This is a genomic window from Parvularcula bermudensis HTCC2503 (genome assembly GCF_000152825.2).
In the GTDB taxonomy this organism is placed as follows: Bacteria; Pseudomonadota; Alphaproteobacteria; order Caulobacterales; family Parvularculaceae; genus Parvularcula; species Parvularcula bermudensis.
Window position 1 is genome coordinate 2,703,090 of the sequence record NC_014414.1, and the last position, 24,745, is coordinate 2,727,834.

Annotated in this window: 27 protein-coding genes and 1 tRNA gene; 20 read left to right on the forward strand and 8 right to left on the reverse strand. The window is 62.3% G+C overall.

From position 1 onward, the window contains the following. Positions 1–185: 185 nt before the first annotated feature. From rpmH to yihA, 4 genes are all read left to right on the forward strand, one after another. Entirely contained in the window at positions 186–320 is a 135-nt protein-coding gene (gene rpmH, locus PB2503_RS14425; protein WP_013301646.1) for a 50S ribosomal protein L34, read from the forward strand. Between the two features lie 65 nt (positions 321–385). After that, positions 386–724: a ribonuclease P protein component gene (rnpA, locus tag PB2503_RS12630; RefSeq protein WP_013301647.1), complete on the forward strand. Its 339-nt coding sequence runs from the start codon at positions 386–388 to the stop codon at positions 722–724. Between the two features lie 39 nt (positions 725–763). Then, on the forward strand, positions 764–2,533 hold the full coding sequence (yidC, locus tag PB2503_RS12635; protein ID WP_013301648.1) for a membrane protein insertase YidC: 1,770 nt from the start codon (positions 764–766) through the stop codon (positions 2,531–2,533). Between the two features lie 24 nt (positions 2,534–2,557). Next, positions 2,558–3,199, forward strand: coding sequence for a ribosome biogenesis GTP-binding protein YihA/YsxC (gene yihA, locus PB2503_RS12640; RefSeq protein WP_013301649.1), 642 nt, complete (start codon positions 2,558–2,560; stop codon positions 3,197–3,199). Positions 3,200–3,247: 48 nt separating this feature from the next. Here yihA and PB2503_RS14755 read toward each other — a convergent pair whose 3' ends face one another. Beyond that, positions 3,248–3,421: a hypothetical protein gene (locus PB2503_RS14755; RefSeq protein ID WP_158305855.1), complete on the reverse strand. Its 174-nt coding sequence runs from the start codon at positions 3,419–3,421 to the stop codon at positions 3,248–3,250. Positions 3,422–3,513: 92 nt separating this feature from the next. On the opposite strand from PB2503_RS14755, the gene PB2503_RS12650 reads away from it, so the two are divergent. From PB2503_RS12650 to PB2503_RS12660, 3 genes are read left to right on the forward strand one after another with little or no spacing between them, the layout of a single operon-like run. Then, positions 3,514–4,920, forward strand: coding sequence for an FAD-binding oxidoreductase (locus PB2503_RS12650; RefSeq protein WP_013301651.1), 1,407 nt, complete (start codon positions 3,514–3,516; stop codon positions 4,918–4,920). A gap of 2 nt (positions 4,921–4,922) precedes the next feature. Further along, positions 4,923–5,678, forward strand: coding sequence for a sterol desaturase family protein (locus PB2503_RS12655; RefSeq protein WP_013301652.1), 756 nt, complete (start codon positions 4,923–4,925; stop codon positions 5,676–5,678). A gap of 11 nt (positions 5,679–5,689) precedes the next feature. Next, on the forward strand, positions 5,690–6,100 hold the full coding sequence (locus tag PB2503_RS12660) for a DUF1330 domain-containing protein (RefSeq protein WP_013301653.1): 411 nt from the start codon (positions 5,690–5,692) through the stop codon (positions 6,098–6,100). Between the two features lie 15 nt (positions 6,101–6,115). Here PB2503_RS12660 and PB2503_RS12665 read toward each other — a convergent pair. The 4 genes from PB2503_RS12665 to tpiA form a co-directional block, all read right to left on the reverse strand. Then, positions 6,116–6,191: transfer RNA gene (locus PB2503_RS12665), tRNA-Val, on the reverse strand. 20 nt (positions 6,192–6,211) lie between these two features. After that, entirely contained in the window at positions 6,212–6,628 is a 417-nt protein-coding gene (gene secG, locus PB2503_RS14430) for a preprotein translocase subunit SecG (protein ID WP_013301654.1), read from the reverse strand. A gap of 27 nt (positions 6,629–6,655) precedes the next feature. Next, positions 6,656–7,678 carry an alpha/beta fold hydrolase gene (locus PB2503_RS12675; RefSeq protein WP_013301655.1) on the reverse strand — a complete coding sequence of 341 codons (1,023 nt, stop codon included), beginning with the start codon at positions 7,676–7,678 and terminating at the stop codon, positions 6,656–6,658. Continuing rightward, on the reverse strand, positions 7,678–8,403 hold the full coding sequence (tpiA, locus tag PB2503_RS12680; protein WP_041535710.1) for a triose-phosphate isomerase: 726 nt from the start codon (positions 8,401–8,403) through the stop codon (positions 7,678–7,680). The genes PB2503_RS12675 and tpiA overlap by 1 nt, the downstream gene beginning before the upstream one ends. 125 nt (positions 8,404–8,528) lie before the next feature. On the opposite strand from tpiA, the gene PB2503_RS12685 reads away from it, so the two are divergent. The 5 genes from PB2503_RS12685 (at position 8,529) to PB2503_RS12705 (ending at position 14,330) form a co-directional block, all read left to right on the forward strand. Further along, positions 8,529–10,379, forward strand: a complete 1,851-nt coding sequence (locus PB2503_RS12685; protein WP_013301657.1) for a peptidylprolyl isomerase — start codon at positions 8,529–8,531, stop codon at positions 10,377–10,379. Then, positions 10,376–11,902 carry an anthranilate synthase component I gene (gene trpE, locus PB2503_RS12690; protein ID WP_013301658.1) on the forward strand — a complete coding sequence of 509 codons (1,527 nt, stop codon included), beginning with the start codon at positions 10,376–10,378 and terminating at the stop codon, positions 11,900–11,902. The genes PB2503_RS12685 and trpE overlap by 4 nt, the downstream gene beginning before the upstream one ends. Positions 11,903–12,241: 339 nt before the next feature. Next, positions 12,242–13,465, forward strand: coding sequence for a hypothetical protein (locus tag PB2503_RS12695; protein WP_013301660.1), 1,224 nt, complete (start codon positions 12,242–12,244; stop codon positions 13,463–13,465). A gap of 2 nt (positions 13,466–13,467) precedes the next feature. Further along, positions 13,468–13,944, forward strand: a complete 477-nt coding sequence (locus PB2503_RS12700; RefSeq protein ID WP_041535010.1) for a TadE/TadG family type IV pilus assembly protein — start codon at positions 13,468–13,470, stop codon at positions 13,942–13,944. A gap of 32 nt (positions 13,945–13,976) precedes the next feature. Continuing rightward, positions 13,977–14,330 carry a TadE/TadG family type IV pilus assembly protein gene (locus tag PB2503_RS12705; RefSeq protein WP_013301662.1) on the forward strand — a complete coding sequence of 118 codons (354 nt, stop codon included), beginning with the start codon at positions 13,977–13,979 and terminating at the stop codon, positions 14,328–14,330. A 3-nt stretch (positions 14,331–14,333) separates the two neighbouring features. Here PB2503_RS12705 and PB2503_RS12710 read toward each other — a convergent pair whose 3' ends face one another. Continuing rightward, a complete protein-coding gene (locus tag PB2503_RS12710) occupies positions 14,334–15,281 on the reverse strand; it encodes a divergent polysaccharide deacetylase family protein (RefSeq protein WP_049782014.1) in 948 nt (315 codons plus the stop codon). A gap of 56 nt (positions 15,282–15,337) precedes the next feature. Here PB2503_RS12710 and PB2503_RS12715 point away from each other — a divergent pair, with 56 nt between their 5' ends. From PB2503_RS12715 to lexA, 4 genes are all read left to right on the forward strand, one after another. Further along, positions 15,338–15,934 carry an anthranilate synthase component II gene (locus PB2503_RS12715; RefSeq protein WP_013301664.1) on the forward strand — a complete coding sequence of 199 codons (597 nt, stop codon included), beginning with the start codon at positions 15,338–15,340 and terminating at the stop codon, positions 15,932–15,934. Beyond that, positions 15,931–16,959 carry an anthranilate phosphoribosyltransferase gene (trpD, locus tag PB2503_RS12720; RefSeq protein ID WP_013301665.1) on the forward strand — a complete coding sequence of 343 codons (1,029 nt, stop codon included), beginning with the start codon at positions 15,931–15,933 and terminating at the stop codon, positions 16,957–16,959. The genes PB2503_RS12715 and trpD overlap by 4 nt, the downstream gene beginning before the upstream one ends. Beyond that, positions 16,959–17,741, forward strand: a complete 783-nt coding sequence (trpC, locus tag PB2503_RS12725; RefSeq protein ID WP_013301666.1) for an indole-3-glycerol phosphate synthase TrpC — start codon at positions 16,959–16,961, stop codon at positions 17,739–17,741. The genes trpD and trpC overlap by 1 nt, the downstream gene beginning before the upstream one ends. Before the next feature lie 140 nt (positions 17,742–17,881). After that, the gene (gene lexA / locus PB2503_RS12730) at positions 17,882–18,571 is read left to right on the forward strand and encodes a transcriptional repressor LexA (protein ID WP_013301667.1); all 690 of its coding nucleotides are present in this window, start codon (positions 17,882–17,884) and stop codon (positions 18,569–18,571) included. 88 nt (positions 18,572–18,659) lie between these two features. Here the strand turns inward: lexA and PB2503_RS12735 are convergent, their stop codons facing one another. Further along, a complete protein-coding gene (locus tag PB2503_RS12735; RefSeq protein WP_013301668.1) occupies positions 18,660–19,019 on the reverse strand; it encodes a hypothetical protein in 360 nt (119 codons plus the stop codon). A gap of 2 nt (positions 19,020–19,021) precedes the next feature. Further along, entirely contained in the window at positions 19,022–20,551 is a 1,530-nt protein-coding gene (locus PB2503_RS12740) for a cryptochrome/photolyase family protein (RefSeq protein WP_013301669.1), read from the reverse strand. Between the two features lie 109 nt (positions 20,552–20,660). On the opposite strand from PB2503_RS12740, the gene PB2503_RS12745 reads away from it, so the two are divergent. From PB2503_RS12745 to PB2503_RS12760, 4 genes are all read left to right on the forward strand, one after another. Further along, positions 20,661–20,987 carry a hypothetical protein gene (locus PB2503_RS12745; RefSeq protein ID WP_148235290.1) on the forward strand — a complete coding sequence of 109 codons (327 nt, stop codon included), beginning with the start codon at positions 20,661–20,663 and terminating at the stop codon, positions 20,985–20,987. Positions 20,988–21,054: 67 nt separating this feature from the next. Beyond that, entirely contained in the window at positions 21,055–21,561 is a 507-nt protein-coding gene (locus PB2503_RS12750) for a DUF4398 domain-containing protein (RefSeq protein ID WP_013301671.1), read from the forward strand. An 87-nt stretch (positions 21,562–21,648) separates the two neighbouring features. After that, positions 21,649–23,520, forward strand: a complete 1,872-nt coding sequence (locus tag PB2503_RS12755; protein WP_013301672.1) for a hypothetical protein — start codon at positions 21,649–21,651, stop codon at positions 23,518–23,520. Positions 23,521–23,591: 71 nt separating this feature from the next. After that, a complete protein-coding gene (locus tag PB2503_RS12760) occupies positions 23,592–24,707 on the forward strand; it encodes a serine hydrolase domain-containing protein (protein WP_013301673.1) in 1,116 nt (371 codons plus the stop codon). The last annotated feature ends 38 nt before the right edge of the window (positions 24,708–24,745 follow it).

Below are 24,745 nucleotides of genomic sequence, written 5' to 3' on the forward strand. Positions count from 1 at the left end.
ATTGCCGCCCGATGCTCTCTTCTTCGCAACGGGCGAAGGCATCGTTACAGACGAGGACACCAGGCCCACCGACCTCTCCTTGGATGAGGCATGTCACAGTGGCTTGACGGCGCGTCCCGCTTTGCCTAGGCAGCGCCTCTTTCATTCACCTGCCCTTGAGGCATTTCTCCATCAGGGTTGCCGTCATGAAACGCACCTATCAGCCCAGTGTTCTGAAGCGTAAACGCCGCCATGGGTTCCGTGCGCGTAAAGCGACGGTTGGCGGGCGTCGGGTCCTCGCCGCACGGCGGTCCAAGGGGCGGAAACGTCTCAGCGCCTAAACCTGACTTTTTGCCGGACGCGGTGCCTGTACCGGCGACAATGCCGGTGCCGGGGGGGTATGGTCATGGGCGCGTCCAGGGTCGAGAGACTGACCAAGCGCCGCGATTTCCTTTCGCTGCGGCGGGGTCGCAGGATCAATCGCCCCACCTTTCTGCTGCAAGTCGCCCCGAACGATCTTTCCGCCACCCGTATCGGTTTCACGGTCACGAAAAAGCATGGCAATGCCGTGCGGCGAAACCGGCTGAAACGCCGCTTGCGCGCGGCGGTCGAGAGCCTCAGCTCATCGTCGGTAAAGCCAGGATACGACCTCAATTTCATCGCGCGCCCCGCGCTCGGCGCGCGGCCGTGGCCACTTCTCCTTGACGACGTTCGTGGCGCCCTCGTAGAGGCTGGCGCTCTCTAGCTCTATTCCTCCCCCAATCAGCTCCGCGCGGAGGCGCCGATGGATCGCAACGTCATAATCGCTCTGGTTCTCTCGACCCTCCTGCTGTTCGGCTATGAGGCCCTGGTGCTTGGTCCGAAACGCGCGGCGTATCTCGAAGCCCAAGAAAAGGCGCAGGCAATCGCCGCGGAACAGATGGATCCTGCCGATGCGGGGGAGACCTTTTTGCCCGGCACCGAACGGTCGCTGAGCCGCGAGCAAGCCCTGGCGGAGGGGACGGCGCGGCTCCCCATCGAAACGCCGACCCTGTCGGGCTCGGTCAATCTTGAGGGCCTTCTCTTCGACGATTTGATCCTCAAGACCTACAGAGCGACCCTTGCGGCGGACTCGCCCCCCATCGTTCTTCTTAGTCCGCGGACCGCCACGACACCGCAATTCATGCGCGCCGGGCTGTCCATCGGCGGTGTCTCCGACAGAACGGCGCGCTGGCAGGCCCCGGAAGGCGCGGTGTTGACGCCCAAGACTCCGGTGATCGTCACGCGGCAGGAAGGCGATATCCAGTACCGGGCCACCCTCGCGGTAGATGAACAATTCATGTTCCGGGTCACCTATGAGGTGACGAATGGCAGTGGCGAAACCGTGGTCGCCCAGCCCTATGGCGCCGCCTATCAGCGCGGGATCCCGGCAGATCTTCAGAATTTCATGATCTTGTTCGAAGGGCCGATAGGGGTCGTCGATCATCGATTGATGGATCGCAAATATAAGAAACTTCTGTCAGGCGGCGGCATTGAGGATCGTGGCAGCGGCGGCTGGGTGGGGATCACCGACAAATATTGGCTCTCCGCCGCCATCCCTCCGCAAGACACCCCCTTCAAAGCCGAACTAGATGTGACGGACGGGGCGATCCCGTTGTTCCGGGCCTCCTATCTGCTCGAAACCCAATCAATCGCTCCTGGGGCCACAATACGCACTGAGGCCTATCTTTATGGCGGATCGAAGGAGGTCGAGGTCCTCCGCATGTATCAGGATCAGCTCGGGATCGACCGCTTTGTCTGGGCCGTTGATTGGGGGCATTTCTCTTTCCTGACGCGTCCCATTTTCGGCATTCTCGCCTTTTTCGAAGGGCTGACCGGCAATTGGGGCGTGGCGATCCTGCTCCTCACCCTGGTGATCAAGGCGGTTTTGTTCCCCCTCGCCAACATGTCCTACAAATCAATGGCCGGGATGAAAAAGGTCCAACCCGAATTGATGAAGATTCGCGAGCGTTATACTGACGACAAGACCAAACAGCAGCAGGAAATGATGGCGCTTTATAAGAAGCACAAAATCAATCCTGCTGCCGGATGTCTGCCAGTTCTGGCGCAGATGCCGATCTTTTACGCACTCTACAAAACGCTCTTTGTGACCATCGAACTCCGTCACGAACCGTTCCTCTATATCCCCGACCTCTCCGAGCAAGATCCGACAAGCGTCTTCAATCTGTTCGGCCTCCTGCCCTTCGATCCGACGACCGTCCCGCTGATCGGGTCGTTCCTCGGTATTGGTATTCTGCCCTTGTTGATGGGGGCGGCAATGTTCGTCCAATTGAAGCTGAACCCGCCGCCGCCCGACCCCACCCAGCGGATGATCTTTGGCCTTATGCCGTTGATCTTTATGTTCATTTTCGCCCCCTTCGCGGCGGGGCTCGTCCTCTACTGGTTCTGGAACACCTTCTTGTCCGTGATCCAACAATATATCATCATGAAACGTCAGGGGGCGGACGTCGATATTCTGGGCAATATCAAGCAAAGTTTTGGCAAGGCGCCGCAGGCGAATGACAACAAGGCCTGACCCCGACAAGCAAAGGTCGTTGCGATGACCGAAGAGAGCCAGAACACGGCACTCAGCGAAGACGCGCGGAAGCTGTTTCGGGGGGATTGCCAATTCATGCTGGGCGTCACGACCATGGCAGCCCTGCCGCCCCCGGATCTGCCGGAATTTGCCTTTGCCGGTCGCTCGAATGTCGGAAAATCGTCCTTGATCAACCGCCTCACAGGCCGAAAGGCCTTGGCCCGCACGTCCAATACCCCCGGCCGGACCCGCGAACTCAATTTTTTCGATCTTGGCGGGCGTCTCCGCCTCGTTGACCTCCCCGGCTATGGTTATGCCAAAGCCTCCCGCTCGGCGGTGGAAAGCTGGACTGGCCTCACCCGCGATTTCTTACGAGGGCGCCCCAATCTGCGCCGCGTCCATATCCTTGTCGACAGCCGCCATGGGCTGAAGCCGGTAGACGAGGAAACGATGAGCCTTCTCGACGAAAGCGCCGTTCCCTACCAACTTGTGCTGACAAAGATCGACAAGATCAAACCGACCGAGGCCGCCAGGCGAATAAAAGCGGTCGGCGAGGCCATTGGTCGACGCCCTGCAGCCCACCCTGACATTATCGCCACATCGAGTGAAACCGGTGACGGCATCGCCGCTCTACGGGAGGGGATGACCAGCATTGCAGCGACGTGAGCGTCGATGCGAGCTCGACCTCACAAGGCCATGCGTGTCACTCCTGTGTCACTTCTCGGCGATCGCGCCCAAGCTTTCCGCGGCGGCGAAGGCCACATCACGACGGGCCTGTTGCAGCGATTTGGCCCCAAGATCGGCAAGTCGTGCGGGGGCCGGGCCATGGCCCCGTGCGAAGGGCTCCGGTCGTTTGGTGGATTTCGAGATCGTTGTCGGCATATCCATTTTACTATCCATGGGACTCTAACGGATGACGCGGCAGCCCGTTGCATCTTTTCGCCCTAGACCCCACAGCCGGAGAGCCCAGATAAACAGCTATGGCTGACATTTCCCCTTCGACCGTTGCGGATCTGAAACACCTCGCCGGGGAGAAGGCGGTGGTCGATGGCACCGATGCCGCGCCGCTCCTGACCGAATGGCGTGGGCGCTGGAAGGGTAAGGCCCCCCTCGTCCTCGCCCCGGGCAGTGCTGATGAGGTCGCCGCGATCATGGCCTTCTGCCATGCCAACCGCGTGCCAGTGGTGCCGCAGGGCGGCAATACGGGGCTGGTCGGCGGACAGGTGCCCCAGGGCGACGTTCTTCTGTCGACAACCCGCCTTTCGGCGATCCGAGATGTCGATCCCGAAGGCTTCACGCTCAGCGCCGAGGCCGGGGTGCCCCTCCAGACGCTTCAAGAGACCGCCGCCGCCCATGGTCGCCTCTTCCCTCTCTCAATCGGCTCGGAGGGGAGCTGTCGGCTAGGCGGCATTCTCTCCACCAATGCCGGCGGCGTCCACGTCATCCGCTACGGCAATATGCGCGACCTTGTCCTTGGGATTGAGGTCGTGCTTCCCGACGGGCGGCTGTGGTCCGGCATGAATCGCCTCCGAAAAAACAATACGGGCTATGATCTCAAGCACCTGTTTATCGGTGGCGAAGGGACATTGGGCATTGTCACCGCCGCGGTCCTGCGCCTGTTCCCCCAACCGGTGGACCGCGCCACGGCCTTTCTGGCGCTGCCCTCCCCCGCCGCAGCGGTTGATCTTCTCTCCTTTGCCCAGGAGCGCAGCGGCGGCGCGCTCTCGGCTTTCGAGCTGATGACGGACCGGACCGTCGACCTCATCCTGCACCACTTTCCAGACCTCCCGCGCCCCCTCGACACCACCGCCCCCGCCTATGTGCTGCTCGAATTCGAGGCCGGACGAAAAGGAGAGCTCACGACCCTCGTTCACTCACTGCTGAGCGATGCGCTTGAGCGATCATGGATCATCGATGGGACGGTGGCCCAGAATACTCGCCAAGCTGAGGGCCTCTGGAGCCTTAGGCATCGGGCCTCAGAAGCGATGAAGAAAGACCCATCCTTCTGTGTGAAATGCGATATCTCCGTGCCGATCAGGGCCGTGCCGCCCTTCCTGGAAGCGGCTGATCGCGCGGTCGACCAGGCCGTCCCCGGCGCACGGGTCATCGCCTTTGGGCATATGGGCGATGGGAATATTCATTATGACATTCTCGGTCCTGAAGGGGGCGATGATAAAGTCTGGCGGGCGCGGGCAGGCGAGATCGAGCACCTGGTCCACGATGTCGTCGCCGCCCATGAGGGCTCCATCTCAGCGGAGCACGGTATCGGGCTCCTGAAGCGGGAGGAACTCCCCACCCGCAAGCCCGACACGGAAATCGACCTGATGCGGACGATCAAGGCCGCGCTCGACCCCCATGGGCTCATGAATCCCGGAAAACTTCTCTGAGAATGGAAACGGTCACGCTCCTCAAATTACTCTCCGCCCTCATCGTTCTTGGCGGGCTCTTTTTTCTTGAGCGGCTCTTCCCGGTGGCCCCGCGCAGGGGCGGCGTCAAACGCATCGGAAAAAATATCGGGCTTGCCGGGATCAACGGTCTTCTATCGCCGCTGGTGATTGTGCCGATTGCGGCATTGGCCGCCGCCACCGCCCCGGCGTGGCGCCCGGCGGCGCTGGACGGTGGATGGGGCCTCGCCCTTGATCTTCTGCTCCTCGATTTATGGATCTATGTCTGGCACCGAGCCAGCCACGAAACCCCCTTCCTCTGGCGCTTTCATGAGGTCCACCATCTCGACGAGTTTCTCGATGTCAGCTCGGCGGTCCGGTTCCATTTCGGAGAGGTGATCCTCTCCGCTCTCGCCCGCGGGGCCGTGATTTTTCTCCTGGATATTCAGCTGATCTCGGTCTTGATATTTGACGCCTTGGTGCTGATTTTCGCCGCTTTTCATCATGCGAATGTGGCTCTGCCGGGGGGGCTTGAGCGGGGCTTGAGGGTGTGCGTCGTCACCCCCTCTCACCATTGGGTGCATCACCACCGCCGACGCGCCGATACCGACAGCAATTACGGCACGGTCCTCACCCTTTGGGATCGTATATTTGCCTCGTTCAGCACGACGGAGCGCACCCCAAGCATGCCGATCGGGACGGAGGGGCGCCGGGAGAAGTCGTTCGTCGGATTGATTGCCCGCCCGCTGTCGAAAAGCTAAAATCGGGTCCCGTGACCTTTATCGACCCCACCCGCGAGCAGTTCTCGGCCCTTGCGAAAGGCACCTTTCCTGGCCCCGTCCATATGCTCAACCTCATCAAATATCGTCAGAAGGCGGCCTATGAAGACGGGCGGGAGGCCACGGGGGCCGAAGCCTACGCAGCCTATGGCCGGGCCTCTGCCCCAATTTTCCACAAAGCGGGGGGATCGATCATCTGGCGGGGCGTTCCGCTTGCCGGCGTGATCGGACCGGCGGACGAAAAGTGGGATCTTGGCTTCATCGCCGCTTATCCGTCGAAGGATCATTTCCTCGCCATGGTTAAGGACGAGGCCTATCAAGCGATCGTCTTCCATCGTCAGGCGGCGGTCGAAACCTCCCGCCTCGTCGCGTTCAGCCCGCGAGAGGGCGGGGACCGCTTTTGATTGAGACATTGGGGATGGTGGGCGGTGAGAGACTCGAACTCCCGACATCCTCGGTGTAAACGAGGCGCTCTACCAACTGAGCTAACCGCCCTTATGTCTTCCAGCTCGGTCCTATTGCTCGACCGCTCCGCTCGTATCGTCGTCGGTTTCGGGCGCGACGGCGGGATCGGCAGCAGGGTTGGGGGTCGGCGCCGTCGGGGCCTCATCGCCGAAGTCGAAAATGTCCGAAGCGTCGATTTCGCTCGGGTCAGTGGGGGCCGCCTCCTCTTCACCGATCAATTCCTGGCGCAACTCCACAGCGGAGATGCCCCGATCCGACGTGATCGCGAGAAGTAGCGAGGTCGCGAAGAACGCCGCACCGAGGGCCGTGGTGCTGCGGGTCAGGACATCAGCGGTGCCGCGACCGGACAGGAAATTGCCGCCGCCGCCCCCCATGCCCAACGCCCCCCCCTCGGAGCGTTGCAACAGGACCACACCTACAAGCGCGATCACGATGAGCGTGTGAAGGGTCAGCAAAACGGCGGTCATCGGCAACCTGCAAAATATCGAAAATGACTATCCTTGCGCCGAGCCGGGGAAGACGGACACCAGCCGACGGAAGGCGCCTTGTAACGGCGAACGGGCCGCCGCTGCAACCCGTGCATCCAATCGCGTCACCGCGGTGGCCACGGCCTCTGGATATTGGTGGTGCAAGGCATGGCCACCGCCGTCGATCACCGTCAGTTTAAAGCCCTGCATCGCCTGGCGCATGGCCCTCGCATGGACGGTCGTGACCACCGTCATATCGTGGGTGCCGGCCAGCGCCTCACAGGGGATCGTGATCTCATCATAACGGCGCGATTGGGCGTAGAGTTGTTCGTAAAGTCGGGTGATATCTTCGTTGTTCGCGTGAAATGTCTTCGGCCGAAAGGTGAGCGCCACCCGAGTCCGCTGATGATATCGGCTGGTCAGTGCACTGCCGCGCAAGGACCGCTCGACCGCCCGCTTGGCCCCAAAGCGAGCATAAAGGGGGATAAAGGTACGGCGGAACAACCATCCATAGTAAGGGTTGAGACCGACCCGATTGTACCACGTCACGCCGCCCGGCCACGGATGGGTCACCGGGGCGACGAGGACCAGTCCCGCCACGTCGTCGGGATAATCGAGGGCGTAGCGCAGGGCGACCGCCCCGCCGAAACTCTGGCCAAGAACGATGGGCCGAGAGATCCCCGCCTTACTCGCGGCTTCGTGGATCATCGCCGCCTGGACGTCGAGGCGCCAGCCATCCTGGGGGCGCTCGGAGAACCCATGCCCCGGCCGGTCAGGGATGAATAAGCGGCGCGTGTCCTGAAACCGACCGCTGAGATCGATGTCCATATCGAGGGCATTGGTCATCGATCCATGGATGAGGATCATCGGAGGCGGTCCCTTAGGCACCTCCTCTCCCTTCACCAGCGCGTGCAGGGTGCCGAGGGAGGTGTCGAACATTTCCCCCGCCGCGGGCATTTCCCGGGTAGCCTTTCGGCTCAACCAGACCGACCAGACGATCAGGACACCAATGATTCCAAGGCCGAAGAAGAACAGGTAGTTGAGGGGCATCAGGCCCTCACAATAGGCTCGAAATCATCAGCCTTGAGGCTGGCCCCGCCCACCAGCGCGCCGTTGACATTGGACACCGCCAGAATCTCCGCGGCGTTACCGGGCTTGACCGACCCCCCATAGAGCAACCGCGTGTCCGGGCTGGTCGCCTGACGCAGGGCTGCATGCATCTCTTCGATCTCCGCCGGGCCGGCGGTTTTCCCCGTCCCGATCGCCCAGATCGGCTCATAGGCCACGACAACGCCCTTGCCCGCCCCCGGAAACGCCGCCTTGAGCTGGGCGACAACGGTGTCGACGGCCTTGCCAGCTTCCCGGGTTTCAAGATTCTCCCCAACACAGAGAATGGGGATCAAATCGGCCTTGAGGGCGGCCGCCAGTTTTGCCTTGACCACCTCATCTGTCTCACCGTGATAGTCCCGCCGCTCCGAGTGGCCGACGATACAATAACAGGCCCCGGCATCGCGCAACATGGCCGCCGACAAATCGCCGGTATAGGCGCCGCTTTCCTCGGTATGGCAGTCCTGCGCGCCGAGCCCGATCGTGTCGAATTGGAGGGCATGCATCGGGGCGATCAGGGTCGCGGGGGGGCAGATCACCACATCGACATTGTCCGGCCTTGGGGTCTCGAGGCGTTGGGCCAAGGTCGTGACCTCAGCGAGATCGTCTTCGAGACCGTTCATCTTCCAATTTCCAGCGATCAGTCTGCGCACGTCACCATCTCCCATATTTTGGATCATCGATTGTGTTCCTGCCGGTGTCCCCGCCCCTTGCCAAGCCCGAGCCCTTGCCAAGCCGAGCGCCGCTCGCCAAACCGCCCTTCGCTCCTCCGCAGCGGTGAAAGAGGGTCTGGATGCTGACAACGTTCCGAAAAGCAACCAAAGGCGTCGGCGCGTGGGTCGTGTTGGGCCTCGCTATTCTAGCCTTTGCCTTTGTCGGTGTGCCCACCCTTTCAGGCTCCGGCGGCCAGGAGGCCATCCGGGTCGGCGGCACGGTATTCGAGGTTGCGGCGGTCGAGGAGGAATTCAGCCGCCGCTTCCAGCGCCAGCAACGGGGCGAGAATGCCCCCGCCAGCCGGGAGGAAGCCGTGGCGGCGGGATTGCTGGACCAGGTGGTGCGCGATTACGGCCTGAGGGCCTTGATCCTTGAGGAGGCCGACACGCTCGGCCTGGCCGTCAGCCCTGAGATGCTGACCACTTATTTGCGGGCGCAGCCGGCTTTTCTCGATGAGGACGGTGAGTTCGACTCTAACCGGTTCAACCGCGTGCTCGCCGCCAATCAACTCTCCCTCACTGAGCTGCGCGACCGTCTGTCCCTCGAACTCATCGAAGGCCAGCTCAACCGCGCCGTCGCAACCGGTGTCGGGGCGCCTGCCATCCTCGCCCAGTCCCTTGCTCTGCGACAGGGAGAAGAACGCGATGTCAGCCTTGTGACCTTTAGCGCCCCGGAGATTGCCGCCCCTTCCGAAGAAAATCTTCGTCAGTATTACGAAGAAAGGCAGGGCCGCTACCGCACCGGCGAAGCGAGGGGCTTTACCTATCTCTTGCTGACAGATGACACGATCGGCGCTGAGATCGCCATCAGTGACGAAGACGTTCGCCAACTCTACGATGCCCGGGTGGGAAGCCTAGGGACCCCCGAAATTCGCTCCCTCACCCAAGCCCAATTCCGAGACGCAAGCGCGGCACGCGACGCCTTAGCGGCGATCGAGGCCGGCGCCGCGTTCAACGACGCCGTCGAAGCCGCAGGCGGGACCCTCGCCACCCTCGACGGGGTCACCGAGAGCGCGATCGCCGACCAGGCGGTCGCCGAGGCCGCCTTCGCCGCGGCGTCGCCAGCCATTCTTGGTCCCATCGACGGGATTTTTGGAACCGTGCTGGTGAACCTGACCCAGATCGTCCCCGCGACAACCCCAAGTTTCGAGGAGGTCCGGGAGGATCTGGAGGCCGCCCTGCGACAGGAGGATCTTGGCCAGCGGATCGACGATATTTATACGGAAATTCAGTTTGCCGGCGACGATGGGACGCCGCTCGCGGAAGCCGCGCAGGGATTAGACCTGAGCGCCGTCACTATCTCCCCCAAGCCTTTGGCGGCGCTACAGGACGATGATCGCCTTCCCCCCGCTCTCCTCGCGGCCGTCTTCACCACGGCCCCCGGCGCCTATTTTGAAGAGGTTCGATTGCCTGAGGGGGGCGTCGCCTTTTTCGAACTCGGCGAGATCGTGCCGTCATCGGTACAGCCCTTCGAAGCCGTGGAGGAGGAGGTCGCCACAGACTGGCGCACGGACCAGCGTATTGAGGCCCTTCGGGGGGTGCGTGAGGCGGTGATGAGCGCAATCGCCGACGGGCAATCCTTTGCCGACGCCGTCGCGGCCGAGGGCGAGACAGTCAGCACCCGAACTTTGTCGGCGAATGTGCTGAACGACGACCTCCCGCCGGCCCTCGTCGAAGCGATCTTTTCCCGACCGATCGGCGAAGTTCTCGATGCCTTAGGCTCAGATCGGACCGATCTCACATTGGCAAAGGTCGAAGATGTCCGCTTCATTGCCCCGTCGACGGCGCCATCCCTCGCCCAGTTACGGCAAACACTGTCCCGCGACATCGCCACGGATCTCTTCGAAGCCTATCTCCTCAGCGCCGAACAGGATTATGGTATTCGCGTGAATGACGGTCTTTTGGCGGAACGCTTTGGCACGGCCCCATGACGACGGACGGCTACCTCACCCCCGCGCCCGCCTTTGAGGCGTTCGCCCGCATCTATGAGCGGGGGGAGGCGCAACTGGTCTGGCGCCGCGTGGTGGGCGATCTCGATACGCCGGTGTCCGCCTATCTCAAACTTGCCGGTCATCGAAAAAACGCCTTTCTGCTCGAATCCGTCGAGGGGGGCGATACGCTCGGCCGCTATTCGACCATCGGCCTGAAGCCCGATCTCATCTGGCGCGCCCATGGCGACAAGCCCGAGATCAATCGCACCCCTCATATCGATCCCAACGCGTTCCATCCCGATGAAGGCGGGACCATCGCCTCCCTCACGCGGGTTCTCGACGACTCCCGGATCGCGATCGATCCCGACATCCAAGCCCAATTGCCCCCCATGGCCGCGGGCATGTTCGGCTATTTCGGCTATGATTTCGTCCGCCTGGCCGAACATCTTCCGCATCGACCGCCCTCCCCCTACACCGTGCCGGACGGGTTGTTCGTGAGACCGACGATCCTGGCGATTTTCGACAATGTCACCCGCGACGTCACGGTGATCACGCAAGTCCGTGCCGACCCCCAAATCTCGGCGAAAGCTGCCTATGGGCGCGCGGCCGAACGCCTGGCCGATGCCATCGCCGATCTCAATCGGCCAGTCCCCGCCGAGGTGCCCGGCCCCACCGCCCCGGTCGAGTTCGAGGCGCACATCCCGCCCGAGGCGTATCGGGAGATGGTCCTCAAGGCGAAGGACTATATCGCGGCCGGTGACGTCTTTCAGGTGGTGCTCGCCCAGCGGTTCTCGACCCCTTACGATGGAGACCCTTTCTCCGTTTACAGAACCCTGCGGCGTATCAACCCCTCCCCCTTCCTCTTTTATCTGAACTTTGAGGGGCTGACGCTGCTCGGCGCCAGCCCGGAAATTCTCGTCAGGGTACGGCAAGGACAGGTCACCATTCGCCCGATTGCCGGCACCCGCCCCAGAGGGGCAACCCCGGAAGAGGATCTGGCCCTTGAGGCCGAACTCCTCGCCGATCCCAAGGAACGGGCAGAGCACTTGATGCTGCTCGATTTGGGGCGGAACGATGTCGGCCGGTCGAGTGAATTCGGCACCGTGACCCCCACCGAGACGTTCTTCATCGAACGCTACAGCCATGTGATGCATATCGTTTCGAACGTCACCGGCACATTGCGCCCCGATCTTCGTCCCCTCGATGCCCTGGCCCATGGCTTTCCCGCCGGGACATTGACCGGCGCCCCCAAGGTGCGCGCGATGGAGATTATCGACGAGCTCGAGCCGGAGGGACGGGGCCCCTATGGCGGTTGCATCGGCTATTTCGGGGCCGATGGCGGCTTTGACACCTGCATCGGCCTCCGCATGGCCATTCATACGGGGGGGCGGTTGCATGTGACCGCCGGCGCCGGAATCGTCGCCGACAGTCGCCCCGAGAGCGAGCAAGCAGAGTGTGAGGTCAAAGCCCGGGCCATTCTCACCGCGACGAAGATGGCCGCGGACCGCAAGGGCCGGAACTAGCACCGTTTCAGGTCAATCGGAGGCGTGAACCGTCTTTAGACCTTTGGCTTGTCGCCTTGTCTTCACGCGAACCGGTGCCCCCTTCGCTTGGAAAGGCTCTAACCTCCACGGCGAGGGCGACAAAAGATGTGTCCCCAAAGGGCGCACGAAGAACCGTTCGATTTTTCGATAAAAGCAATCTCGGTCTTTGCCTATGCCTTCAAGGATTAGTGCCAATGAGGAGAGGTGACTAATCCAACAAATGCGCCCTGACCCCAGATGACTAGGAATACCCAAAGACATAGAACATCTCTCCTGCACCGCCTTCGCGGCTCGGAAACGGGGACGATTTCGGTCTTAATGGGTCTGACGGCCCCGATCATCGTCGGATTTTGCGGCATTGGCGCCGAAATTGGCTATTGGCAGATGCGGTCCAACGCGCTCCAGGGCGCGAGCGACTCAGCTGCCTTTTCGGCGGCCGCGGTGCTGACCCAAGGGATGACCCTCGATGATGCCCAGGCGGCGGCGTTACGAGCCGCCCTTGCCAAAGGATTGAGCGAGGAGCGACTTGAGACGCCGATCGTGCACCATCCCCCCGTGGCCGGCGCCTATGCCGGGGACCCTAATGCCGTCGAAGTGGTCTTGTTCGAGCGGGTCAAGCGACATTTCTCGGCCCTCTATGCCGACAGTGACACCATCCGCCTCAGTGCCCGCGCGGTGGCGCGGACCGCCGGCTCCCGCCCTGCCTGCATTCTCGCCCTTCATGCGACCGAACCCGCCGCCATCCGCTTCTCGGGCTCATCGAGTATCGAGCTGGACGGATGCGATATCACCTCGAATTCCATCGCCTCGAACGCCATCGATTTCTCCGGCAGTACCGGCGTGACGGCGGAATGTGTCTCCGCGGTCGGCGGGGTGGAGGGGCATGAAAGCGCCCTGACCCTGACTGATTGCTTCTCGCCCTATGAATATACCCGTCGTTTTGCCGACCCCTATGCCAGCCTCGCCGTCCCGGCTGCGGGGCCATGCTCGACCAGTTTGAAGGGAGCCCTGAACAGCTCGCCCTCAGACGTGGTGACGGTGAATCCGGGGACGGTCTGTGCCGCAGGCGCAGGCGGCTCGACCCTCCAAATCAAGGGCGATGTGACGTTCAACGCGGGCCTTTATATTTTCAGTGGCGTCGAGATCCGCGTGAACTCGACGGCCGATCTCTCCGGAACGGGCGTTACCTTTGTCCTGAGGGATGGAGCGAGAATGCGGATGAATGGGGGCGCCGTCACGTCACTCACCGCGCCCGCCGATCCCGCCAATGATTATCACGGTGTACTGATGTTCGCCGATCCGTCGGATACGGCCGTCAACCACATCCTCAATGGCAACAGTGCGACATCCTTCACAGGGGTCCTTTATTTTCCGAATGCGGATGTGACCTATTCGGGCAGCAATTTTTCAGGGGGAACGGTCTGCACGATCCTCGTCGGCTCCACGATCTCCTTCGAAGGCAACAGCTATTTCGGTAGCGATTGTAGCGGCTTGGGCATTTCGGATTACGAAACTGCCCAGGTCATTTTGATCAAGGAATAGGAATGATGAAGACTTTGTTCCTCAAAATTGTCAGCCTCCTGAAACGAGAGGATGGGACAGCCGCAATCGAGTCCTGTATGTTCTCTCCGCTCCTGGTTCTGTCCGCCCTCGCCATTTCCGATATCGGGGACCGCGCCTCCTCACGGATGGATCTCGACCAGGCGCTGCGGGCGGGGTCCCAGGTGGCGATGTTGAACACGACCAACGATGTCGCCATCGAAGGCGCCGCGCTGATGGCGCTTGGCGAAAGCGTGAAAGGCACCGTCGATCTTGAGGGAAATTGCTCGATCAACAAGACCTGTATCGACGTCACGCATTATTGCGAATGCTCGGACGGTCTTTCAAGCCCGTGTGACGAGCTTTGCCCTACCCTCTATCCGCCGTCCGCCTTCGTCTCGATCTCGGTCAAGCGCCGGATCGACGGCCTGCTTTTCCCGGATACGCATGTTCACGCGAAAACCGAGGTCCGCCTGCGGTGAAACGTCTTATTACGGATGAAAAAGGAAGCGCCGTGGTCGAATTCGCGATCATGGCGCCTTTGGCCATCACGGCGCTGTTCTGGTTCATGGATGTGGCCTATGCCTTTCAGGCCCGGAACGCCTTTGTCCATAGTGTGAACGATGTGGCCCGGCAGGTTTATCTCGACCCGGACATTACCGATGAGGAAATGCTCACCATCCTCGAAGAAAACCTCGAAGGGTTCATCCAGAACATCACCATCGAGCTTGATACCACGTTGAGCGAGGGGCTCGACTATCGATTGATCGAGGCGAGCGGGATCTATGAGTTCAAAGCGCCCCCCTTCTCGGGACGACAGATCACCCTGATCGCGCAGAGCCGTGCCCCGGTCTTGCGCTACAATTGACCTCTATCTGAGGTCGGCCAACGTCCGGTGTCGGGGGCGGGGGGCCAAGTCCTTGACGAGGACGAGGGAAAAGCCGCGCGCCTCAACATCTTCGGCCCATCTCTCGACCACATCGAGGGTGATCGCATAGGGGTGACCGATCCCGATGGCCTGCCCCTCCGACTGGGCGATCCGCTCAAGCTTCGCCAATTGAGTCCGGACCTGTTGAGAGGTCAGGGTGTCGTAATCCGAGTCGAGAAAGACGTTCCGTTCGAGGACCGAGAAGCCCTCCGCTTCGGCAATAAGATGGGCCACGGGGCGGGGGGTCGTGATGGAATCGAGAAAGAATAACCCCCGGCGGTTGAGCTCGCCCAACACGACGGCCATCCTCGCCCGATCGGCGGTAAATCGGCTGCCGGTGTGGTTATTGACCCCCGAATAGCCGCGTAATTGAGAGAGCGCCGCGAGCAGCCCCCATTTGATGGCGTCAGCGTCCATATCCGTTGACAGCATGCCGGGCCCCGCAAGATGCGTCTCTGCGATGGGCTCCATCGGGAGATGCACGATGGCGTCGTGTCGGGGCCAAAGCGCGTCGATCATCTCCTGGGCATCCGCGGAGAAGGGCAGAAACGCCATGGTGAGCGGCACCGGCAGATCGTTGAGGCGGTCATAGGCGGCCCAGGAATAGCCCATATCGTCGATCACGAGGGCGATTCGCGGCCGCGCGTGGAAATCGACGCGGCGCCAGGGGGGGGACGGCGAGCGAAGATGAACCTCCCCAAGATCGATCGACCCCGCGTCATCTTTCGGGGCGTGGGGCGAGGCGGCTTGCCCCGCCGCACGCGCCTCGACGACAAGATTTCGTAAGGGCTCTGGGCTAGGGCGGGCCGGACTTGTGGAAAGGACCACCATAGTGCCAAGAGCCGAGCCGGCGGCAAACAGCCCGAGGAACAGTCCAGCGACGCCTTTCACAGCCCCCTCCTCATTCTTGCCCATGCCGCCGGGCGTGATAGAAGCAATGGGATACCATGATCCTCGTTCTCGACAACTACGATAGTTTTACCTGGAACCTCGTGCATCTCATCGGCACGGCGGAGACGGACATTCGCGTTGTACGGAATGATTCGCTCAGTGTCGAAGAGGCGATGGGACTGGGCCCCGAGGCCATCGTCATTTCTCCCGGTCCCTGCTCTCCCAGCGAAGCGGGAATTTCCGTCGATCTGGTCACCGCGGCCCACCAAACCGGGGTGCCGCTGTTGGGGGTTTGCCTCGGTCACCAGTCCATTGCCCAGGCCTTTGGCGGCAGCGTCGTTCGTGCCAAGACCTTGATGCATGGACGAACGAGTATCGTCGATCGGCAGGGTGACGACCCCCTGTTCGACGGCATGCCGAAGCAATTCACCGCAACAAGATATCATTCCCTCGTCGCCGCCCCCACCGATTTCCCAAGCCCCCTCGCCATTCTTGCCAAGGCGACCGATGACGGCGAGATCATGGCGTTGCGCGTGCGGGACGCACCGATTTGGGGGGTCCAGTTCCACCCTGAAAGCATCGCTTCGGAGCATGGGGCGCGCCTGATCGCGAATTTCCTGGCGGCCCGCCCGGCGGTGACGGCAGCGGCATGACCGACGGCTTTGCCCCCTTCCTGGCCCGCGTGGCCGAGGGTATTCCCCTGACGGCGGAGGAAATGGCCCGCGCCATGGGGCATCTTTTGCAGGGCCAAGTGGAGCCCGCAGCGGCGGGGGCGTTTTTGGTCGCTCTCAAAGTCCGCGGCGAAACGCCGGAAGAAATCATCGGCGCCGCCCGCGCCATGCGTGCCGCAGCCACCAGTTTTCAGGGGCCGGAGGATGCCGTCGACACCTGCGGGACCGGCGGGGACGGGGCGAACACGTTCAATATCTCGACGGCTACGGCGATCGTCCTTTCCGCCTGCGGGGTACCAGTGGCCAAACACGGGAACCGAGCCGTCAGTTCACAGAGTGGATCCTCGGATGTGCTGACAGCGCTCGGCGTGGATGTGACCATCCCCCCGGCCCAGGCCAAGGCGGCCCTGCGCGATCTTGGGCTCGCCTTTCTCTTTGCCCCCAATCATCACCCGGCGATGCGCCATGTGGCACCGGTCCGAAAGGCGCTCGGTGTCAGGACATTGTTCAATATGCTGGGGCCGCTGACGAATCCTGCGGGCGCGAAACGGCAGCTCCTCGGGGTCTATGATACGAGCCTCCTGACCCCGATTGCCGAGGCCTTGCGGGATCTTGGCTCCACAAAGGCCTGGGTCGTGCACGGCAGCGATGGCCTTGATGAGCTGACCGTGACCGGCATCAGCCACGTGGCCGCCCTCGAGGATGGGGAGATTACCCACCTCACCGTCGAACCCGAACAAGCCGGCCTTGACCGCCATCCGCCGGAGGCCCTGACCGGCGGCGACGCCACGGACAATGCCCGGGCCCTCACCCGATTGCTCGAGGGGGAGCCGGGGGCCTATCGCGATGCGGTGATCCTGAACACAGCGGCCGGCTTGGTCATTGCGGGACGGACGGCGAGCCTCAACGAGGGGGCGCGCCTCGCCGAAGTCGAGATCGACAGCGGGAAGGCCAAGGCGCTGCTCGACCGGTTCGTGACCTTTACCCAAGAAGGACGCACGGAATAGTGACGATCCTCGACGATATTATCGCCTATAAGAAGGATGAGGTTCGCGCCGCCAAGGCCGAGCGCGCGCCCGCCGCGGTGGACCGCGATGCCCAGGATCGGCGGGATGTTCGGCCCTTCGCCCACGCCCTCGATGAGACAGCCAAGGCCGGTTTTGGCCTGATCGCCGAAATCAAAAAGGCCAGTCCCTCCAAGGGACTGATCCGCGCCGATTTCGATCCCGCTCGATTGGCGGAGGCCTATCAAAGCGGCGGGGCGGCCTGTCTCTCCGTCCTCACCGACCAGCCGGCCTTTCAAGGACATCCGACCTTTCTGGAGGCGGCGCGGGGCGCCACCGATCTCCCCGCCCTCAGAAAAGACTTCATGATCGACCCCTATCAAGTCGGCGAGGCGCGCCTTTGGGGGGCTGATGCCATCTTGCTGATCATGGCCGTGCTGTCGGACTCGCAAGCGGCGGAATTGGCGGCGGCGGCGACAAGCTACGGCATGGATATCCTCATCGAGGTGCATGACGAGGCGGAACTCGACCGGGCCCTGTCCCTGCCGCGGGGCCTTCTGGGGGTGAATAACCGCAACCTCCATACGTTTGAGACCGATCTCGGCGTCAGTGAGCGATTGGCGCCCCTGGCGGGGGACCGCGCCTTGGTGGCCGAAAGCGGGATCGCCGGCCACGCCGATCTCCTGCGCCTCGAACGCAGCGGCATAAGGCGCGCCCTGGTTGGGGAAAGCCTGATGCGACAGGCTGATGTGACGGCCGCGACGCGCACCCTGCTGGGGCTTTAGCCCCGGCAGCGCCGCGCGGCGGAAAGCCGTGACGAGGCGTTGACATCCCTTGAGAACAACCCCAGAACGATCATGCTTTGTTCCGGAGCCGTAATTGCCTTGGCGGCGGTGTTCGGCACGACCGAAAAAAGGATTGGTGAATGCTGACCGAAAAACAGCGCGCCCTGCTGATGTTCATCCACGACCGTACGACCGAGACCGGCGTCTCCCCCTCCTTCGAGGAAATGAAAGAGGCGTTGGATCTGAAATCGAAATCCGGGATCCACCGGCTGATCACTGCCCTTGAGGAGCGCGGGTTTATCCGTCGGCTCGCCCACAAAGCCCGGGCGCTCGAAGTGGTGCGCCTGCCGGAGAATGTCGGCGCGGCCCCCCGTCCGCAGCCGAGCGCCCCCTTCGCCCCGCGCGTGATCGATGGCTCCCGGCCAACGCCGCCGCCCCCGGCTTCCGATCTGACCGAGATCTCGGTCCTTGGGAAAATCGCCGCGGGGACGCCCATCACCGCCATCCAGCACGAACAGGCCCGGGTGCAGGTGCCCCCCAGCATGCTTCGCTCGGGCGAGCATTTCGCCCTCGAAGTGGCGGGGGATTCGATGATAGAGGCGGGTATTTTCGACGGCGATACCGTGATTATTCAGCGCTGCGACGATGCCACGAATGGCGATATCGTGGTGGCACTGGTCGAAGACGAAGAGGCGACCCTCAAATATCTCCGCAAACGCGGCAATTCGATTGCCCTCGAACCGGCCAATGCCGCCTATGAGACGCGCATTTTCGGCGCCGATCAGGTGAAGGTTCAAGGTCGGCTGACCGGCCTGTTGCGCGATTATTGAGCCGTCGGACCGCGAGAGCCTGATAAGCGGGAAGGTATCGCCCCCCATTCCGCGGGCGCTCTAGGCGCGAGAGCCCGTCTCAACCGCTTTACCGCTCATCATTGGTCGCGGCCTCACGGTGATGGGCCACCAAATGCCACTCCCCCGCCACGGTCGCATAGACCGAGCTGGCCGATGCCGTGACGGGACGGCCCGCACATTCTCCCGCCACATCATAGGAAAGACTGACAATGCCCGGTACAGGGCTTGTGCTCTGTTGGCTGGAGAAATCGATTGCCGTCCATCCGGGGACGGCGGAAAGCGCCTTCCCAGCCGTCGAACGGATAACGGCGCCAACCGGCGAGGGAAAGCGCAACACAGCCTCAGAATGGCAGAGTTCATTCAAAAAGCGATCAGGATCGGCCCATAATTGCGTCTCAAGATCCCAAAATTGCTGTTCAACCGTCATGGTCAGGTCTCCAAACTATCGAGAAATTCGGTCGCTTGCTCGGTGATCGCCTGCCGATCATCGGCGGATTTTTTATCGAGATTGCCGTACACCAACGACATGCGCTGATTGGACCTCAGCCGGTCTTCATGGCGGATCAAAAAATCCCAGTAGAGATAATTGAACGGACAGGCGCCCTCCCCTATTTTCTTGGAGACGCTATAGGTACAGGACTTACAATAATCCGACATCCGATTGATATAGCTTCCTGACGCGGCATAGGGCTTTGAGGCAAAGACCCCTCCATCTGCGAAGATCGCCATGCCACGAACATTCGGCAGCTCCACCCATTCATAGGCGTCGGCATAAACGATCAGATACCATTCCTCGATCTCGGCCGGCACGACCCCGGCCAAGAGGGCAAAATTACCGGTGACCATCAACCGCTGAATATGGTGCGCATAGGCATGATCGCGGGTATTTCGGATGGCCTCAGCCAGACAGTGCATGTCGGTTTCGCCGGTCCAGTAAAAGGCGGGAAGGGACCGTTTCGCGTCCAGCGCGTTATCGTCCTTATAACCGGGCATTTCACGCCAATAGACGCCGCGAATGAACTCCCGCCACCCAAGGATCTGCCTGATGAAGCCCTCTACTGCGTTTAGCGGCGCTTGACCGTCCCTATACGCCTCTTCAGCGGCCTCGCAGACTTCCCGCGGCAAGAGGAGACCGGCATTGATATAGGCGGAAAGCAATGAATGGTTGAGGAAATCTTCTCCCGTTCCCATCGCATCCTGGTAATCGCCAAAGTTCGGCAGCGATGTCTCAATGAAGTCATCTAATTGCCGGCGCGCCTGATTTCGGGTCACTCCATACCGGAAATCTTCGAGGCTACCGAAATGATCGGCGAATGCCGCGTCGACCAAGTCGATCACGTCTTTCGTGGTCTCGTCATGGCGGATCGTTTTGCGCTCCGGTGCCTTATATTCTTTCGGCAAGCGTTTGCGGTTCTCCTGATCGTAATTCCATTCCCCTCCCGCCGGCGCATCGCCCTCCATCAAGAGGCCGGTGCGACGCCGCATATCACGATAGAAATATTCCATACGGAGGGTTTTGCCGTCCCCCGCCCATTCATCGAACTCTTTAAGGGAACAGAAGAAGCGGTCGTCCTCGCGGATCTCCACCGACCGACCAAAGCGGCGCGACCAGGACGCCATTTCTTCGGCCAATCGATATTCGCCGCATTCCGTGACGATGAGGCCCTCGAGATCCTCTCGTTCGTCAAGGGCGCGTTTGACCTCTCCCCCGAGACTGTGGGTGTTCCCGTCGTCATCATACCGGATATATCGAACCTCATATCCATCCTTGGACAGATCGTCGGCGAAATGCCGCATCGCCGAGAACAAAAACACGATTTTCTGCTTGTGATGCCGCACATAGGTCGCTTCCTCCCGGACCTCGGCCAGCAGGATCACGTCTTTCTCCTTATCGGCATCGCGCAAGCAGGATAAGGAGCGGGAGAGTTGGTCCCCCAGGATCAATCGCAGAACAGCCATAGGGTCCTCCTCAACCTCGCGAGGGGGATCTAGGCGGCGTTATCGTGGGCGCCAGAGGCCGGGCAGCGAACGTTTGAGCCGGGGCCCCGCCGAAAAGGAGTGTGTCCCTGTGGACGGAATGAGTTGGACCCTGATCCTGGCGGCGATGGCCGCTCTCTTTATCGCCGCCCAGGTGATGAAAGCCGCCCTGGGACTGATCGTCCGTTTTGCCCTTTATGGGTTCATGGCGGTGGTCATCCATATGCGTCAGACCGGGGAACAGATGCGCGATATCGACATCGATCAGGCCACCTTGTTGCTCACCGCTGCGGGCGTCGCCTTCGTCGCAACGGGGGCCATTGTGCTGCTCTTGTTTCGGAATACGCGCTGGCGATATCTGCTGTCGCCGCTGCTTGGCTTCGGTCTCACCTTCGCCGCGGTGGCGGCGGTCGGCTAGGGCGGAGCGCCCCATTTGGCTGACGCGGAACACGCCCTATCTATCATTCAGTCAAAGAGGATGATGTATGATTCGCCAATCGCTCACCGCTATCGCCCTTGTTGCCCTCTTCGTCCCCGCCTGCGCGTCGAATGATTTCGGCGACCGGATCGAGAACGCCTCTGACGAATGGCGCGACGGCGAGAAAAAGGTCGATCGCGGCGAAGATTTGGTCTCCGACGCCGAGAAGGACCTAAAGCGGGCCAAGCGCCGGCTTGATGAGGGCATTCGCGAGGAGGCAAAGGCTGAACGCCGCCTGGAGGAGGCCCGGGGGGCCTTCGACCAAGCGCGCGCCCTGGCGGGGCAGGCCTCCAATGCCGATGAGGCCGCTCGCGAAGCATCACGCATTCAGTCCATTGAGCGGGACATCCGGCGGGCCGAAGACGATCTGAAAGACGCCAGAGCGAAGCAAAGGGACGCAAAAAGCGATGCCGAAGGGGCCGAAAAACGCCTCAAACGCGGCAAGGAATTGATTGAAGAGGGCCAGCGCCAGATGGAAGAGGTCGAGACCACCTATCGCGAGATCACCGGCTGAAGCGCCTGCAGCCCTCTTCGCCAAGCCCCTTCCCCCCCACGGCCACAGCGGATAGCCTAAGGACGGTGGTTGACTTGGGGGGACGCGATGGGATGGCGGAGCTTTGCGGCGAGCGGCGGGGCCGTGCTCCTCGGCATGGTCTGTCACGCCGAGACGACACCGCCCCCTTCAGACCCTCGCTTCCCCTCCCTCGCCGACGTCATGCAAGGATATACGCCCCTCAACCGCGTTGAGGAGAGGACGGCGGGGGTGGCCCCCCGCCCCTATGAAGATTTGCTGCCACTGATCCCCCCGGCCCGTAATACCGGATCGGCCTGGCGCCTCTACAAGACGCAGTGGGACGCCGATGACGAGCGCGGCTACGAAGCCTTTATCCAGGCAATCGGCCGATCTGGCTGCATCTCGATCGATGATTGCTTGCGCTCCCCCGCAAACCCCTATCGCGACGCCAATGACGACACGCTTTGGCTCGGCGATTGTACCGACATGGTCTATGTTTTGCGCGGATATTACGCCTGGAAGAATGGCCTCCCCTTCGCCTTTCAGGATGGATATGCCATCAGGCGCGGTGACGGGGCCGGTCATGATCCGCGCTACTCCGCCTATGGCAATCAGGTGACGAGCCGTCGCGTCGTCACCCAGCGGGCGGGCAGCGGGCCGGTGAACGGCCAGCGCCTCCTCACCTCACTCTACGGCATCGTTTCCACCGCCATGTTCCGTGTCCATCCAGAGGATGACGGGCCGGTGGCGGCGGACTTTTATCCATTGGAAATCACGCGCACGGCCATCCGACCCGGCACCATCGCCTACGATATTTATGGGCATGTCTCGATTGTCTATGAGGTCGATCCGACCGGTCAGATCCTGCTGATCTCCTCCCATCCCGACTATACCGTGACGCGGGAGCCCTTCGGACCGCATGTCGTACGGTCCCACCCCAATCTCGGCGCGGGGCTGAAGGCATGGCGGCCGATCAAGCTCGTCGGGGCGACGCGTACATCGTCGGGTACCTATCTCGGTGGGCAGCTCGAAAGCGCCCGAAATGACGAGCTGGGCGATTTCTCGATGGAGCAATATTACGGCACCCACCCGGACGAAACCGGCAATTGGCGGGAGGCCCGCTATGCCGTCGGCGAGCGTTTCCTGCCCTATTATGAGTTCGTGCGAGAGCGTCTGCGGGACCCGGACGTCCCCTATGACCCGGTCGCCCATCTGCGCAGCGCCACCCGTGCCCTTTGCGATGCGTTCAAGGCACGGCGGGTGGCGGTCAATCTGGCGGTCTATGCCGGCATGCCGCACCAGCCACATCCTGATCGCCTGCCGCCGAATATTTATGGCACCTACGGCGATTGGGAACGCTATGCGACCCCCTCCCGCGATGCTCGGCTGAAGACCCAGGCCGTGGAGCTGCGAGGCCTTGTCACCGGTCTCATGGAAAAAGCCGCAGCGGACCCCCCCCTCGCCACAGCCCTCTTCGATGCCTATCGCAGTGAGGCCGATCGCTGCCCCCTTGGCTATAAGCGCAGCGATCGCCAGCGTGTGCGGTTCGATCTCGATGAGGCGGTGGCGCGCCTGTTCGACATGTCCTTCGACCCGTTTCATTGTCCCGAACGACGCTGGGGAGCGAAGGGGGACGAGCTGGCCGCCTGCACCGACGGTCCCGATAAGGATCGTTGGTACGCGGCGCAGAGATGGCTCCGCAATGATCCTGACCGACGCTACGACCTCAATATGGCCTTTACCGCAGATGCCCTTGCCTCCCCCGCCGAGGCCGCGCCATCGGGGGGAGGGCTTGGTCGCGCAACGCCGCCCCAGGTGGCGGTCAGACCCCTTTTGGAGGCGGCGGTCACAGACCATCTCAAGGTAAATGTTCCCCCCTCGACTGCCGAGACCGCCAATGACGAGGCCCTCCGCCCTCCCTTTCCCCTCGATGGGCGACCGACGGTCCACGCCCCCTAAGGACGCCGCTGCGGGAACTTGTCGGGGGCCCCGCCTTCGTTTCGCCGCGGACCTCCCCTAGGCTCGGCCCCATGCACATTGTCGGCTTCTGTCTCCTGCTCTTGGCCCTCACAGCGGTCTCGCCTTTTAGCGGCGCAGGGGCGGCGCCGGCAGCGCCGGGGGCGGAGGCGCGCGCCGAACAGGCGATGATCGAGCTGATCGAGGCGGCGCCCATGCGCGATGTCGCGGTGATCATCGGGTCGCCGGAGGGGCGCCTCTTCAGTTACGAAAAGGGCAAAGCGCGTCTTTCCGCTCCCTATCGGTCAGCCTCGGCGGCGAAGCTGCTTTCCGCTCTGACCCTCTATCGTCTTGTCGAGGACGGCACGCTGTCCCTGTCCGATTCCCCCCAGCGTTATCTTCCCTATTGGACGGACGCCCCCAGCGACCCCCGGAGCCAGGTCACCCTCGAACAGCTCCTTTCCTTCACCTCCGGCTTCAACGCGCGGCCCGGCGCCCGCGGGTGTATCCGGCGCAAGGAGACGACCCTGGCAGCCTGTGCCCGCCGTTTTTACGAGGAGGGACTCTCCACCTCCCCCGGGGAGGCCTTCAGCTATGGCCCGGCCCATTTGCAAATCGCCGCCGCCATGGCGGAAGCCGCCACCGGCAAACCCTTTCGGCAATTGTTTCTGGACACCCTGATCCGCCCCCAGGGGTTGAGCGCCGCAACGGATTTTGTCTCCCCCAGCGGCAGGAACCCGCGCGCCAGTGGCGGCGCGGTCGTGACCGGCGAGGATTATGAGCGCTTGTTGCGCGCCCTCCTCGCCGGCGATCTCATCGAGGATATCGACCGGTTCATCGCCCCGCGAACCCTCGGGGCCGTTACCGCCTATAGTCCGGCCGCCGGCGCAGCGCCCGGCTGGGCCTACGCGCTCGGCGCTTGGACGGAATGCGATGCCCCCGCCTTCACCCGCAACTGCGCCGAAGCGGTGACCCTGTCGAGCCCGGGGGCGTTCGGCTTTGTCCCGTGGATCGATTTCGGCCACGGATATTATGGGCTGATCCTGATGGAGAAACTTATCGTCGGCTTTCGCCCCGCCGCCCTTGCCGCAGTTGAGCTGGAGCAATCCCTTCAGCCCCTTGCCGAAGATCTTGTTGAATTCCACAAGGACCGGGCTATGCGCCCCGAACGGCATGACGCGCGCGAATGACGCGGGGTCCTTTCCCTCCTGGCTGCCGCCGCTATCTA

Excerpts from the sequence above, each read along its gene's own strand:
- PB2503_RS14755 (WP_158305855.1), bottom strand. The coding sequence starts at position 3,421 with ATGGATATGCCGACAACGATCTCGAAATCCACCAAACGACCGGAGCCC.
- PB2503_RS12655 (WP_013301652.1), top strand. The coding sequence starts at position 4,923 with ATGGAAACGGTCACGCTCCTCAAATTACTCTCCGCCCTCATCGTTCTT.
- PB2503_RS12715 (WP_013301664.1), top strand. The coding sequence starts at position 15,338 with ATGATCCTCGTTCTCGACAACTACGATAGTTTTACCTGGAACCTCGTG.
- tpiA (WP_041535710.1), bottom strand. The coding sequence starts at position 8,403 with ATGGGAGATGGTGACGTGCGCAGACTGATCGCTGGAAATTGGAAGATG.
- rnpA (WP_013301647.1), top strand. The coding sequence starts at position 386 with ATGGGCGCGTCCAGGGTCGAGAGACTGACCAAGCGCCGCGATTTCCTT.
- rpmH (WP_013301646.1), top strand. The coding sequence starts at position 186 with ATGAAACGCACCTATCAGCCCAGTGTTCTGAAGCGTAAACGCCGCCAT.
- PB2503_RS12735 (WP_013301668.1), bottom strand. The coding sequence starts at position 19,019 with ATGACGGTTGAACAGCAATTTTGGGATCTTGAGACGCAATTATGGGCC.
- PB2503_RS12755 (WP_013301672.1), top strand. The coding sequence starts at position 21,649 with ATGGGATGGCGGAGCTTTGCGGCGAGCGGCGGGGCCGTGCTCCTCGGC.
- trpE (WP_013301658.1), top strand. The coding sequence starts at position 10,376 with ATGACGACGGACGGCTACCTCACCCCCGCGCCCGCCTTTGAGGCGTTC.
- PB2503_RS12695 (WP_013301660.1), top strand. The coding sequence starts at position 12,242 with ATGGGTCTGACGGCCCCGATCATCGTCGGATTTTGCGGCATTGGCGCC.
- trpD (WP_013301665.1), top strand. The coding sequence starts at position 15,931 with ATGACCGACGGCTTTGCCCCCTTCCTGGCCCGCGTGGCCGAGGGTATT.
- lexA (WP_013301667.1), top strand. The coding sequence starts at position 17,882 with ATGCTGACCGAAAAACAGCGCGCCCTGCTGATGTTCATCCACGACCGT.
- PB2503_RS12750 (WP_013301671.1), top strand. The coding sequence starts at position 21,055 with ATGATTCGCCAATCGCTCACCGCTATCGCCCTTGTTGCCCTCTTCGTC.
- secG (WP_013301654.1), bottom strand. The coding sequence starts at position 6,628 with ATGACCGCCGTTTTGCTGACCCTTCACACGCTCATCGTGATCGCGCTT.
- yihA (WP_013301649.1), top strand. The coding sequence starts at position 2,558 with ATGACCGAAGAGAGCCAGAACACGGCACTCAGCGAAGACGCGCGGAAG.
- PB2503_RS12685 (WP_013301657.1), top strand. The coding sequence starts at position 8,529 with ATGCTGACAACGTTCCGAAAAGCAACCAAAGGCGTCGGCGCGTGGGTC.
- PB2503_RS12700 (WP_041535010.1), top strand. The coding sequence starts at position 13,468 with ATGATGAAGACTTTGTTCCTCAAAATTGTCAGCCTCCTGAAACGAGAG.
- PB2503_RS12675 (WP_013301655.1), bottom strand. The coding sequence starts at position 7,678 with ATGCCCCTCAACTACCTGTTCTTCTTCGGCCTTGGAATCATTGGTGTC.
- yidC (WP_013301648.1), top strand. The coding sequence starts at position 764 with ATGGATCGCAACGTCATAATCGCTCTGGTTCTCTCGACCCTCCTGCTG.
- PB2503_RS12760 (WP_013301673.1), top strand. The coding sequence starts at position 23,592 with ATGCACATTGTCGGCTTCTGTCTCCTGCTCTTGGCCCTCACAGCGGTC.
- PB2503_RS12650 (WP_013301651.1), top strand. The coding sequence starts at position 3,514 with ATGGCTGACATTTCCCCTTCGACCGTTGCGGATCTGAAACACCTCGCC.
- PB2503_RS12740 (WP_013301669.1), bottom strand. The coding sequence starts at position 20,551 with ATGGCTGTTCTGCGATTGATCCTGGGGGACCAACTCTCCCGCTCCTTA.